This is a genomic window from Acinetobacter sp. YH12211 (assembly GCF_013418015.1).
Classification (GTDB): Bacteria; Pseudomonadota; Gammaproteobacteria; order Pseudomonadales; family Moraxellaceae; genus Acinetobacter; species Acinetobacter towneri.
On sequence record NZ_VPCW01000028.1, the window covers coordinates 1 to 13,800 of the forward strand.

Annotated in this window: 8 protein-coding genes; 1 reads left to right on the forward strand and 7 read right to left on the reverse strand. The window is 33.6% G+C overall.

The window, feature by feature from the left end; all coding sequences use genetic code 11:
• Nucleotides 1-95 (forward strand): transposase domain-containing protein (locus FTU98_RS11395; protein ID WP_178867550.1); only part of this gene is annotated, 95 nt, incomplete at its 5' end.
• Nucleotides 96-253: 158 nt separating this feature from the next.
• On the opposite strand, the gene FTU98_RS11400 is transcribed toward FTU98_RS11395, so the two are convergent.
• The 7 genes from FTU98_RS11400 to FTU98_RS11430 all read right to left on the reverse strand — a co-directional run bounded on the left by FTU98_RS11400 (nt 254) and on the right by FTU98_RS11430 (nt 13,786).
• Entirely contained in the window at nt 254-2,824 is a 2,571-nt protein-coding gene (locus FTU98_RS11400) for a lipopolysaccharide assembly protein LapB (protein ID WP_180051430.1), read from the reverse strand.
• A complete protein-coding gene (locus FTU98_RS11405) occupies nt 2,814-5,774 on the reverse strand; it encodes a hypothetical protein (protein WP_180051431.1) in 2,961 nt (986 codons plus the stop codon). Before FTU98_RS11405 ends, FTU98_RS11400 begins: the two co-directional genes overlap by 11 nt.
• A gap of 299 nt (nt 5,775-6,073) precedes the next feature.
• Nucleotides 6,074-7,642 (reverse strand): Tn7-like element transposition protein TnsE, encoded by a 1,569-nt coding sequence (locus FTU98_RS11410; RefSeq protein ID WP_061516470.1) that lies wholly within the window; start codon nt 7,640-7,642, stop codon nt 6,074-6,076.
• A complete protein-coding gene (locus FTU98_RS11415; RefSeq protein ID WP_061516469.1) occupies nt 7,642-9,159 on the reverse strand; it encodes a TnsD family Tn7-like transposition protein in 1,518 nt (505 codons plus the stop codon). Before FTU98_RS11415 ends, FTU98_RS11410 begins: the two co-directional genes overlap by 1 nt.
• Nucleotides 9,160-10,827, reverse strand: a complete 1,668-nt coding sequence (locus FTU98_RS11420) for an AAA family ATPase (RefSeq protein WP_005403457.1) — start codon at nt 10,825-10,827, stop codon at nt 9,160-9,162.
• Nucleotides 10,828-10,854: 27 nt separating this feature from the next.
• Nucleotides 10,855-12,996 (reverse strand): Mu transposase C-terminal domain-containing protein, encoded by a 2,142-nt coding sequence (locus tag FTU98_RS11425; RefSeq protein WP_180051432.1) that lies wholly within the window; start codon nt 12,994-12,996, stop codon nt 10,855-10,857.
• Entirely contained in the window at nt 12,980-13,786 is an 807-nt protein-coding gene (locus FTU98_RS11430; protein ID WP_039908674.1) for a heteromeric transposase endonuclease subunit TnsA, read from the reverse strand. Before FTU98_RS11430 ends, FTU98_RS11425 begins: the two co-directional genes overlap by 17 nt.
• Between the last annotated feature and the right edge of the window lie 14 nt (nt 13,787-13,800).

The following is a 13,800-nucleotide window of genomic DNA, read 5'->3' on the forward strand; positions in this document are numbered from 1 at the left end:
CCTATTTAAGTGATGTGCTGAAAAGGTTGCCGACACATAAAGTGACTCAGATTGAAGAATTGCTACCACACCGCTGGAAACCTGAACCGAATTAAAAAATAGGCATGGGGTTCAGCGGACGCTTACGGGGGATTACCCGTTACCTGAATTTGTCATACACGAGATTTGACATTGACTCGTTACTATTCTATTTAGCCTACAATGTTGAGCGGTTTGAAAAATATGTATCTGATTTGGATTTTAAGGATCAATCTCATATTTTTTGAATTTTTATCACTTTCCATCTTGGTCGTAGCATTTTATCCTCTCCATAAATTACTCTTGCATTTACCTTGCAATCTTCAGTTATGCTGTGTTTTTCTAACAGGTATTTGGGAACATAGTAATCTCCAATGAAGGCAAAATCAGGCAAATCTTCTTCTTCGTAATCACCTTTGTATTTTACTTCCAGTAAGCCAGTAATGTCCTTTCGTAAGTTGGGATTAACTCCTTCAGTTAATTCAATAGACAATATTTTTACTCTTGATTTTTTGTCCTTGTCAATTTTTGTAGCAAATGTAAGTTTGATAAAATCGCCTTCTTTTGGTCTTAGATTTGTTTCTGTGAATTTGACAATTCCTTGTAATTTGGGCGAAATTATAAAGTGAAATAATTGCTTTTGTTCGTTCACACCATCAACGATTGCAATTTGAGTCTGGAATTTTGCAATGACAGAACCTTTGTCAATTTTCTGAATTTGTCGCAGTTCTGTTCTGTTTTCCTCTTTTACTTTTTTGATGTAACTTTTTGCTGTTACAAAATCTCCAATTTGTAGTTCAGGTTTTATTTGAGGAAAAAATACTTCTTTATTTTCTGTTGTGATTGCGTGAATGATACTTTTTTCTTTGTTAATGTAATCAACAAAAGCAAAAGTATCTTCTAATATTTCCCAATATTTTTTTTCTGATTTTTCAGCAATAAGCGGAATATACTTGTATTCTGTAATAACGTTTTTACCAAACCGAGAAAATCTGTTTTCAACTTCATTTTTGATTTCTTGTTTGTGAAATTTGAACTTCAAAATTTGTCCTAATTCTGATTGTTTCAAGACTTCAAAACGATTTTTACTAATTGCAAATTCTATTGTTTTGCCATCAGTAAAAGCCAAACGGTCTTTACCTTTGTCGTCTTTCCACTTATCTACTAAAACAACTTCTGTCCAATCAAAATCAGCATAGGCGAAGTTTTCAGCAAAAGGGATGTATTTTTTGTATAGTTCTTGATTGTCTTTTAAACTTTGTTTAACCGAACTTGCTTTTTGAGATAATTCTTCAAAGCTTGGCGACAATTTCCAACCTTTTATTTCCCTATGTTTCTTATACGTTTCAAGTTCTACAAGTGCATTATCTAATAGATTTTCTTCAATTAACACTTTTGCTAAACCTAAATGAATATCGCCTAAAAAATCTTCGTTCTTTTCTAAACGCAATGCTTTTGAAAGCATTCCGATTTTTAACGAATTATCGGAAACAATACAATCTGAAAACTCTTGCCAAACATAATGTTTGTCGGAAAGTACCAAAACAAGTTGCTTGTATATTTTAATTGCTAATTCAAACTCATTGTTTTTGAGATGTAGTAATGCTTTTTCTCTCAATAACCATTCATCATCTGGAAATAATTTTATTGCTTTTTCATAAGGCTGAATAAGCCACATTAAATCCTGTTCAGAAGTTTGAGTCTTCAAATTTTCAAAAGCTCTTTTAATTACCTTTGTTGCTAATGGCTTGTATGTGTTTTCGTCTTTTTTTGTTTCTTTCCAATCGTCAGGTCTTAAATTTTCAGGATTCCAATTTTTGAAAAAGTTTAGAAAACGCCATTCGTCATTTTCTTTCATAAATCTTTCAGCAAGATTTAGAATTTCGGAATGCCATTTTGATTGCCCATTTTTTGAATGATTTGCATTGTATTGGTCAAATAAATTCCATAAATCGGACAACTTATTTTCTTTATGAGCATTTAAAATATCCCAAAAAATGGGTTCTCTGAAAAAGTCTAAAACGGTTTCTTTATCAAGCTTAATTTTGCTTAAAAGAAAATCAATATCTACTTCGGTTTTTGAAATTATAAACTGTCTACAAATGCGTGAAATAAGTGAAGGAATCTTTTTTTCGTTTTTATATCCATCGTTTAAATCTTCATTTCGAAGATTGTTAGGATCCCACAAAAGGAAAAAATTGTAAAACTTAAAATCGTTATGTGTTTTAGAATAGTTTAAAGCAAAATTTAAAATCATAGAATGAAGCATTGATGGTCTTTCATTCTCCAAATTCATATAATCTCTAAAAAACGTTCTTACCTCAACCGATGAAAGATTACTTTCTTCTGCTTTTATGTATCGGTAGATTACCCAACCGTAACTTTCGTGATGTAGTTCTGTTAGTCTGTTTTGAGCAATCAGGTTTTTAAAAATCGCTAATGCTTCTTTATTACTACCGTTTTTGCTTAATTCTTCCGCTCTTTGAACCTCCGAATAATTTGTGTCAATCTTAGGACGAAGAAAGTTTTTTTGATTTTCAATTATATCGTCTTCATAGCCTTGAAAGTCTATTGAATTAAGTTCGTTAAAACAAATTCCTGCTTGGTGTAAATTTCTTTCTGCTACATAAAATTTACATAGGTCTATTAGAACCCAAGCAAATGCTTTTTGAATCCATTCATCATACGGCTCTTCCGAGTATAAGTTTCTTGCGACACTTAAAGCACTATTCAATTTATTCAGTTTTTCAATTCCGGATAAATTCTGCGATTCTTTGCGTAATTCAAAAATAGTTCTAGAATCCATAAATTAAACCTTTTACTTTTTCTAAAATGGTTTCAGAAGATTTTTCCAAAATTTCAATTTTTGAGAAAAAACCTTTTGTGTGATTCTGTTCACTTGTACCATACCAAACCCTAAAAGTTAAACTGTCTTTATCGCAAGTTGCACGAAAAATATCTTGATTATTATGGCTTTGCATAATTTTTAGTGCAATGTTTTCATTTTCACATTTTTCAAACCAATTAGAATAAATTGCTTGTCTAAAATCAGATGGTAATTCGGGGTTAGCATTTGTAATTGAACTAACGCTTTTCTTTTGAGTTAGACAATTTTCAATACATTGTTTTATAATGTTGTCATCTGCACCATTAAGATTTTCAATACGAATATTACCAACTGCAAAATTATCTTTTGAACCCTTGTTATCAATGTTGAGAATCAATTGCTGATTTTCGTTTTGAGGAATTGAATAATAGGCTTTTGTTAAGTATTCAGTGAACTTTTTTGTGCTTTCAAGTAAATATCCGTTTTGTTCAATCAACTTGGAAATTTCACAAATTGCTCCAACAACATTTTTGTTTACAATTGATTGTATTTTTTCTACAAATCTTGCTTCAACTTTGTAATCTTCAAAAATCAAAAATTGTTTTGATTTTATTGAAACTCCATTTGTGGAATTGTCTTCAAAAACACAATTCATAAAAGGATTTATTATTTGAGGAGAAATTATGTTAACGATTTTTCCTGCTGTAACACCACTATATAACCAACGGAAATAACTATCATTTGTAATTCCGTCATTTTCTTTACGGTGTCCTTTTATAATAACTTCGTTATAATTAGAACCTATTGCTTTATGAACTGTAATTGCCCAACCATATTTTACAAATACTGCATTTACAAATGGGTCGGTGTCTTTTACGTGGAAAAATATATTTCTATCATACTTTTGCTTATAGAATTTGAGAACATTTTTTGCCTCGTCTTGCTCTTTCTTAAATTTTCGTAAATCGCTGTGATTATTCTTAATGAACAGTTTATCTTCTTCTGAAAGCACTTTGTAGCGGGTATCTTCCAATAATTGACGATATTCCTGACTGTCAATAAATTTCTTCTTTGATTTTTCAGCATTTATTTTTCTATTTACAAAAACTCTGAAAGCAATCTGTTCTTCTCTTGATAAATCATCTTCGCTATTGAAAAAGTTATCCAATATCCAAACATCTGTTTCAGGCAAACCAACCACACTCAAGCATTTGACAAATATTTTTGTAAAAGATAGAACTATTGGATTTTTTGATTGCTTTATTGGAATAGTTTCCTGTGTTGTTTCTTTAATAGCAAGAACAGTAAAAAACATTCCATTTACAATTCGTCTTGGAATTTCAAAGCCGCTTTCATCGGGAATAGAAACATTGTTGTTTACAATGAGCAAATCATCCGTTGCCAAATTTTCTCCATTTTTCAGGCATTGTTTTTTAATCCACTTGTTCGTTTTCAAACAATCTTTTTTTGAGTAGAATAAAACAGCTTTATCAGGTTCATTTGAAAATGGTTTAGCAAACCATGAATGTAGATTTTGGATTCTTTGATTACTGTCTTGTAAATCAATTAAAGTTGTTTGATCAAAACTATAGTTCAAATTATTAAAAAGTGAATTTTCAATGCTGTTTGCCAAATCAGTTTTCAAATTCTCTTTTCCATTTAAATAGTTTTTATCTAAAGATTTGCGAAAGTGCTTAATTTTGTCTTTATCGTATAACTCAGATAAGGTTTCCAAGTTCAATGCAGAATCTTCATTTTTTCCAAAAGTTAAAGAATAAGGATCTCCAATAAATACAACCTTGCGATTACTTTCAGTATCTATAAATTTGATGATATCTTCTAATAATCGACCAGAACCAAATCGCAACAATTCTGATTGACTAAGGCTACGACTTATCAAATGAGCTTCAGCAATAATAATTAAAGCTTTTTCATCGATATCATCGCTTTTTTTCAAATAAATAACTTCCTGCAATGCTTCTTCTTGTTCCTCTTTTTCTAAATCTTGAGTTTGCTCTTCAATAACAGAGCCACCATAAATAACATTGTAAATTCCTTCTGTTTCAATATCACTTCGTATTTGGATCTTCTTACTGATTCGGGCAGAGTGCGACCATTTTTCAATTTGAGGAATATTATGATTTACTGCTTCGTTTGCTATAAATCGCAACCAAGAATCTCTATCATCAACGTTCATAGATTCTAAAACAAGAATCCCTCCATTTTCTTCCTTGAGAAAATCAACAATATTTTTCTCAACATCATTGTCAATTTCTGTTATCCGTTTCTCAATGGCTGGTTCAGGTATAGAAATTTCTATGTTTTTAATCCATTTTTCAGCAGGAAAAATGCTTTTTAAAACTTTTGCAATGTCTTCTTTATATGTGTTTTCACTTGCAAAATCATAAAGGAAATTACTTAAATCAGACTCTTGAATAAGTTTGTAATAGGGTAGATTTCTTGGAACCTCATTGTGAACTTCGATTGGTCCAGAAAAAATATTTGCAATACAGACTCTTGCTGGGTTTATTCCATTCAAATATTTATTATTTTCTAATATTTCTCTAAAAGCATTACGATAGGAAACTAATTGTCTAAATGGGTTGATAAAACTAGCACCCGCCTTTATCTCCAACCTAGTTCTATCATTTATACTTTCATTATACCATTTGTTCGAACTGAACTCGTTTGAATTTTGGGGTAATTTGATTATTCCTTTATAATCTTTAAAATCAATAAGTATGAGGCCGTTGCTATAGTATAATATAGCATCAGCACGGAAACGATAATAGGTTTCGTTAAATGGATTCCCAATAAGTATTCCATTGTATCCATACTTATTAAAAGATATCTCAATTATTTCAGCAACTCTACGGAATTGTTCGTTTTCGTGGGTGTGCTCAGTTCTGTTATTAAATACTTTAAGCATACTTGCGTTATCTTAATTGAGTTGGGGTAGCAAAAATAAAATAATGATCATTTATTGATCTATACTTTATCGGTTGAATTTTAACATGATTCTTTGATTAGCGTATTGTATAACATTACTAATGTGAGAGGTTTTGTTAGACAAAGACTTGAAATGTAAAATTAACCTAATTGAACAAATGATCCTAGCCAAAATAATGGACTCATCGCCGCTCTAAAGATAACGTAAAGTTAACTTTAGAGATGTACAGTGTAAACATTTATTCCTAGTTTTTTTGCAATGATTAAAGTAAGTTTACTTCAAAGATTGAGTAGCTTTTCCATCCGTTGTAGCCACCCATTAAACTCATCATCAGATTCAGTTAGTTCTACTAAATGTTTGGGATGATTCAACGTATAAGGAATTCCTAAATCTTGTAGGCTTTCAACAGATGGCCATCGAAGGGAGTTTTTAACAATTTTTTTAGCAATATCTTTAAAACTATAATTCCATTTATTGAGATCATGAATTTGTACAATTAATGTTGAGAGTGGTTTTGCGTTATCACTGGTATCAATTTCTAATATTGCATACCATTGATTATAGATAAAGAATCTAACCTCAAGTAGGCATCGATTGTTTCCGTCTAGTGTCCGATGCAGACGTGAACGTCCAACTTTTTGCAAATAGTGCAGTTTTTCTTCATATTTTAGATGATGTTTTAAGGCAAGTTGTTTTACAAGAAGTTTAAAAGCATCAAAACGTTGCATGTAGAGAGTGATCACGTCGCTGTCATCTTCTAATCCATTAAATTCGCCTTGGGGCCCATTTCCATTCATGGTTGGTTCACCTGTTCCAACACCGACTTCTTCGTACTCAGTCACATCATCATATCCACATGATCCGCTTTTCGTTTTTTTCTTCACGACTTTTCTTGTTTCAATAGGATTCGAAAAACTTAAGTATGTCTGAGGGATCTCTATTTCTACTAATTTTGAATTTGAATCACCTTCAATATCGTCATCTACTGAGGGCTCATTTCCTCCTTGATTTGAGCCAGAAGAGCCTTCTCCAGAACCTGTTGATTTGCCTGATTTGAACTCTGGGCTTTCATAAAGAACGTTTGGAGGCAGAGAGGTCTTAATATTATGTAGATCGGTAATTTCAAAGACCAAATATTCATTGGTTGAAGAATCAAATCGACCAAGCATTTTGAGTGAGATATTTATTAGTTGCGGTGGTGTGAAGTGAAATTGCCATGATGTTTTGTCTTCAAATTGCTTGGCTTCTAATTTGAAGTAATGAGCAATACTTTCATAGGATTGCCTAGCATTTTCATCTAACAATATCCATGAGAGTAATCTGCGAATGCCCTCATTATTGAATTGACCTAAAGGAAAAGTGCGGTGTGGTAGCACATGAATAACGGTCGTTGTCTGATCTATAGGATCAACAAAAAACTCTCTTGCTAAGATACCTTGATCAATACAGTTCCTTGCTAAATAGGCATTGTGAAAGAAAAGAACGCGTGCTAATTCAATCTGGGGTATACGGATATGCAGAAGATCTGGGTTTTGTTCGCTACCTCTATTAAAATCAAATTCAAAATAATACCCTCTATTCTTTGGATCAACTTTAACTTTCCAATCTTCGTTTGATTGAATATTGATATTAATTTTATACCCACCTTTACGGCATTGACCGTCACTTGGATTCAGACATCGACCTCGTGCAAAAGCTGGTAAATTAGATAGCCGTGAGTGTTTGACTGATAGTTCAGAATCAACATGGATTCCTAATTTAATATTCCAAGATTTTAAGTGATTAAATTTAAATATTTCACCTAAGAATGTAATTTTTGCATCTTCTGGGAAATTCTTAATTTTCATTAATTTAACCTTAAGTATTGTAATGCCATATTTAGAAATTTTGCCGTTTCAGAGGTCATACGCTCGTCACTCAAACCTGCTTTGCGTAAAATTCTCCAACGAGGTAAGTCTTGGCTTTGCATTTTTATTTCAATAAAAACTTGAGTTAACCGTCTAATTTGGTAGCTACTAATATCTTCGCTATAGCGTTTCAAAAATGATTGAGTAATGGGTAAACGATATAAATTTTTTTCAATAGTCGAAACATGGGTGATTTGTGAAAGCCACCATTTTGCAGAGCGTCGAGGACTATCTACATCCCAAATGAGCTCATTGTAGAGCCGAATAAGTTGTCTTGCATAAGTAAGATCACGGTTGTACCAGTCAACTTTAGCTCCCTGTGGAATAAAGCCCTGATGGAAGGTTTGATTTATTTTCAATAACCAGTCTTTATCATTACGGTATAGCCAAGCATATAAGGCTTGATCTATAGAACGAGCGGGTTTAATACCTAATTCTTTGACCAGTTTTAGCCATTTTTCTCTATATTCAAAGTGGTTGGGGTGCACACATATATTTAAATTTTGACTATTATTGTCTTTCGAGTCTTTATTTAAATTTTTAACTTGTTCTAGAATCGCTGAAAAAGACCATTCTTTATTACTTAATGCTTCAATCACAACGATATGTTCCAGATAACTAAAACTTTTTCGGTGTTTTCTGAAGATACTTCGTAACCAACCTGTTTCAGATTTTAAGCCGCCTAAATTGTATTGTCCTAAAGATTTGGAAGGCCATCGAGCAATGATTTTGTCTAAGATTTTGTCGTGACTAATGTAGTTTCGACCACGTATACAATGATTTTTTTGAGCAAGCTGATGGTAGAACCTTGTCCATTGCTCATAATGAGGTGACTCAGAAGACGGAAGAGACAATAATTCTAATAATTTCTTTGTAATAAATAGGCTATCTGATGTCGCTTTCGACTGAATTTGCTCAGGGCACGTTTGGTATGTTGGTGTGATGAAATCATGTCGATGTAATGATCTTAGTTCAATGGTTGAGTCAATAAGTTCACCATGTATTGGACAACAAGCACCTTGTATTTGCCATAAGCGTGACCAATAAAGTTCACTATATAATTCTAACTGTTCTTTAAAACAGGCTGGGCAGTAGCGGAGTTTATGGATGGGTTTAAGTCGTGACGCATTAACACCCAGAGCAAGATGAATTGAGCCTTGGGATACTTCAGCCATCCATTGTAAACAGTGTTGCCGTCTATCCTCAGGTACAAAGGGGGCATAGATAGGGAAGAGCGTATGCTGATATGCAATATCCTCTAGGCTTAACTGATTGCTAGGATATTGGTTGATAATAGCGTTTAAGTGACAAGGGAGATCAACTGTAGCAATGACTTTACGGTTCTGAAAAATTTCATCCAATAATTGTTTTGGACTGCTTAAGGCAAGACGGATTCCAGCCCTAGCCACAGTACTGTAAATGAGTTCATTCTGATATGGCAGGGGGAAATTTAGCATCTAACTCACCTGCTCAAACCAGCGTTCCATATTAAAAATAAGCTGAGTATGTTCTTTAAGATGTTGATAGAAATTTTGTTTCTCATCTTTTTGTGAGAATTGGAATCGTAAATCCTCAGTATCTAAAGTATGCCATTGATCTTGTTTAACCCTTTTACTTTTATTTTTAGGCTTTGGGTTAGTCTGAATATTTTTGCCTATATCATTCAGCCATATCATGACAATTGGCATAAGTTCTTGCATTGAAAGATGGGGATGTTGCTGAAAGGCTCGTTTAATAGTTGGTACTAAAAGTTCAGATTTAAAGTCTAGCCCAAGTAAAAGGTGATGTAAGCGTATAGCCTCTTTATTACCATTGTATTCACTCAAATCATCATACTCAGTAGATTCAGTATGCTTATCTACAATCATTTGTAATTTAAGAATTTGCTGATCGACTTCAGGAATAATTAGATCAGAAAACTGTATGATTTTTTCTGGATCTTTAGATCTAAGTGCATTGACCATTGGATGGATGGGCTTAAGTTCATCATGGTAAGTCTTTTTTAATAATTTAATTGTAATGCGTTCTAGACCAGATGTAATGGCACTAATTTGTGCAAGTACAAACAATTTGACAGCAATATCAAGAATGCCTTGGCTAAGATCATAAAGACATTCACGAATCTCATCAGAGAGATGCATATCTGCTTTGTTTAACCACTGATATTTCCATAAAGCATCGGTAAAAGCATTCCATTCAGATTTATATATGCGATTATTTAACTCAAGGTTTGGTTCATTTTTTATAGGTTCCCATAATACAGATCCAAATCCAGCAGCCCTACGGTTACCACGAAGATCATTAAATATATACCTTGCCTTTGGTGTACCTACCATGATGACGGGCAAACTAATCACATTAACGAGTGTGACAAAGAAATTTAACATTTTATCAGCACCGCCAGAGTTTTTGATATTAAGGTGCTGTATTTCATCAATAATAAGCAAGCCAATTGCATGAAAATTTGCAATCTGACGCATTAAATTGAGTAACGTTTCAACACCATGACGCTTTAAAGCGTATTTAGCTTCATAGTTGGTATCAAGAGCAATATCAACGGCTCTAAAGAAATGTAAGCACAAGCTTTTTAATGAACCGTCATGAGGACAGTCAATTTTTAAGTATACAATTTGGGTAAAGTTATATTTTTCGTGATAAATAACTTGTGGGTATACACTGAGAATATTATTGATTGTTGTAGTTTTACCGATTCCAGAACATCCGATAATACTCATACTTTGAGCTGTTGATCGAGCAGGCTCATACCTAAAAGCTGAAATATCTCCTTTCATTGTTCGCTCATAACCGTTCTGAATATGTTTGTTCAATTCTCCATTTGATATATTTCGACCGACATACCCTTGTCTTAACATAATTGAAAATTTTGTCCAAAGTTCAATATGTCGTTCAATTGGATGAAAAAAAATATTCAGTAATTGAGGAATAAGGTGTATACGTTGTGATGCTGGTAGAGATTGGTCTGTAATATCGAAATTTACTTTCCCTCTCAGTGCTTTGATAATATCAGGCGTATCCAAAATAGGGGGTAATGCTTCAATGAATGGATTGCCAGCATAATGCCCAATACTAGGTTGATATTCCTTAACAATGACTTTATTACTCATTCTATTCATCCTTATTCGTGAATAAAGTTATGGCTCATCATCTTCACTGAGTAAATCGTGGTATAGAGGGAAACGTAACTTTAAATCCTCATCAAGTTCGTCAGATGACTTCTTCCGCTTTGGCATAGGAATGACATTGCTCTGAGCATCTTGTGTGATTTTGGGTTTCATAACCGTTGTAGCAGTGTCATTAACAATGGAAGTCGTACCTTTCAATTTAGAACGTTCAAGCTCTTTTTCGTGGGTTCGATTACTCCTAATCTCAGAGATTCGACTTTTCTGGCTTTGAGTAGACAATGGTGTTTCGCTACTAGCTTGTTGAATAATGTCCATGATTTTCTGCTCTAACTCAGATTGAGCTAAGTTGTTCTTTATATTTTGCTTTTCAATAGTTTTTTTCTGAACACTATTGATTTGCCAAACTTCCCAAAAACTATAGCCTTTAAATTCACGGGAATAGTCGGAAATCGTTGCTTCCCAATATTTCAGACTACTTTGTTCATAGAAAACATAAATTTTGTCTGCATTACTTGGATCATAGGCAGCATATAAAAACTTGGGTCGATTTATTGTATTTTGGCGGTGTAGCCAACCCTTTTCATATAATTCTGGGCAGGTATAAGTCACACCAAAAATTTTCAAACCTCGATTTGATAAAGTTGCCTTTTCTCTAGGCAATAATGCGACATAAACAGCCTTATCGGAAGCTGATCGTAGTTTCCCCGTACGATGCTGTATTCCCCAGTTCCATAACGCCATTGGGACGGCTGGTAGGTCATGTGGTAGATCGATATCACGATCATAATTGTTGATTTGGTGAAATTGGTTATATTTCAGTACTGATAAAAGAATAATTTTAGTGAGTTCATCTAGATTAAGTGTTGCATCTAGACGGTAGTCCTTTCCACCTCGTTTTTTTGTGATTACATCTTGAACCACACCTTTTGCAAAGGGTTTAAATTCAGCTTGTATTAATTTGAATCTGCTTTCAACAATTGGCTTTAGATCACCACGATAGGGTGGTGCATTCTCAAGCCTTATCGAAAAACTTTTTTCTAAATTTTCAACTTGATGACCAAATAACTCGGCTCGGTCAGCCAAAATCGCATCAGGCAAGCCGATACAAGGCCAGTTTTCATAAGTAATATCTATTCCATACTTTTTGCATAAAGCGACTTTATCTGTAAAAGCGCAATAAAGTGCTTGTATACTTGTTTTATAAGAAGCATTTTCTAAGCCAATATATAAGCCAGTAACCATACGACTAAAGACATCAATGACGAAGTAAATTGTTGGTCGGCCAATTATTCGGCTTCGATCAAGATTGGAAACTAAATAGATATCAGCAATGGTGGCATCTATTTCATACCGCGAACCAGGGCCGAGAACTTGTGTATTTACAGTAGAATGAAGTTGGCGTAAATCTTTAGAGTACTCAATGTCGTTTGATCGCTTCTGTAAACGAGTTACTTGATTGTATTCTCGGTGATAAAAATACTGAAATTGGCGTAGTGTAGGATATTCATTTTCAGGGATATCTGGGTGAAGTGTGCGATATAGCTTTAGAAATTCCCGATTGGCATATTTTAAAGTATGTTTCTTATTTGATAATAAGTATTTGCTAATCGTGAGATGAAATAGGCGTTCAATCTCCTGTGTAATAATAGCTCCAGTACCTTCTTTGTAGAGGCGCTTTCTTCCTAATTTTTGACTTGCAACTTTTTTACTCCCTTTTGCACCTGAATTTTGGTAGTTAGGGATCAAAGCATTTGGTGTTTGCCCTCTTTGCCAGTATTGTCTAAGCAAGCGGTATATTGTCTGTTTGGTAGATTTCTTACTATTTATAATTTCATTAATTAGTGAGGATCGGGCACTTGGTATATAAAACTGTTCATGATCAACTATATTTTTGATTAAATTGTAATTTTCATCTCTTTTTCGTTGAGAGGTGGAATCTTTTTCGGGCTGTATGAAGGCAATATCTTGAAAGGGATCTTCAATTCGAAACACCTCAAAAGATTCAATGGCATGAAATAATTCCGTTTTGCTGATGATTTCAGGAAGTGCTTTCACATCATTGATATCAATCCAAACAATATGTTCAGATAAAATTTTGAGGATTCTAATCGAGAGATCTTGATACTGATATACATCATTGATTCGCAGCATAGCGAACCTCCTCCCAAGTCGTTAGATTGCCTAATTGAATATTGGGTGGGACTAAATCTTTGTAATTTAATTTTAGGTTGAATTTAAAATAACGTTGAGCAAAAAGTACACGTAATTCTGATAGAGATGTACCTATCTCAAGGTCATAAGATGAATCAATTTTTTTTGCTAAGTTAATCAAGGATAAATTTGGATATTTATGGAATTGCTTTACATAGAATTCAATTTGATCATACAGATTGATGTGATCATTATCTCTAATGGCAGGATATAACCATTTAATGTTGTCAAAAACCACTTTAGGAATTTCTTGTTCAGTAATGATTTGCCAAGGGATTTCTTTGCTTTGCCAATAACGTCGTTCGATTTCTAGTTTCTCAATTGTACGGATATCTTCAAGATCTTTCTGGTATTTAGCTTGTATGCTAAATCGAGGATTCATAGCGTCGGAACTAAATACATAAAAATCCGTACTCATTATCTGCTTAATGCCTCTAACGGCAGGGTGTGGAATACAAGTTAAATGGGCGATTTCTTCAGTTTGTTCTATCCGAAGAGGGAATTGTTCTCGTATATCTTGAATCAGAGGATTCCATTCTAAAATTAAGAAAATAGCGAGCTCTAAGTCAGAGAGTAGATGATGTGTCCGCTTCGTTTTATGGCCGTAAACTCGATGAGAGCGACCAAGTGATGATAGATCCCGAACAGTCAACCACGGTTTATATGATGATAACTCACCATCGCCTCGGCCATCTTTGATCCATTTTTGCTGTTGTTGGACTGATAGCATAAAAAACACCTGTT

Excerpts from the sequence above, each read along its gene's own strand:
- FTU98_RS11430 (WP_039908674.1), bottom strand. The coding sequence starts at position 13,786 with ATGCTATCAGTCCAACAACAGCAAAAATGGATCAAAGATGGCCGAGGC.
- FTU98_RS11415 (WP_061516469.1), bottom strand. The coding sequence starts at position 9,159 with ATGCTAAATTTCCCCCTGCCATATCAGAATGAACTCATTTACAGTACT.
- FTU98_RS11425 (WP_180051432.1), bottom strand. The coding sequence starts at position 12,996 with ATGCTGCGAATCAATGATGTATATCAGTATCAAGATCTCTCGATTAGA.
- FTU98_RS11420 (WP_005403457.1), bottom strand. The coding sequence starts at position 10,827 with ATGAGTAATAAAGTCATTGTTAAGGAATATCAACCTAGTATTGGGCAT.
- FTU98_RS11410 (WP_061516470.1), bottom strand. The coding sequence starts at position 7,642 with ATGAAAATTAAGAATTTCCCAGAAGATGCAAAAATTACATTCTTAGGT.
- FTU98_RS11405 (WP_180051431.1), bottom strand. The coding sequence starts at position 5,774 with ATGCTTAAAGTATTTAATAACAGAACTGAGCACACCCACGAAAACGAA.
- FTU98_RS11400 (WP_180051430.1), bottom strand. The coding sequence starts at position 2,824 with ATGGATTCTAGAACTATTTTTGAATTACGCAAAGAATCGCAGAATTTA.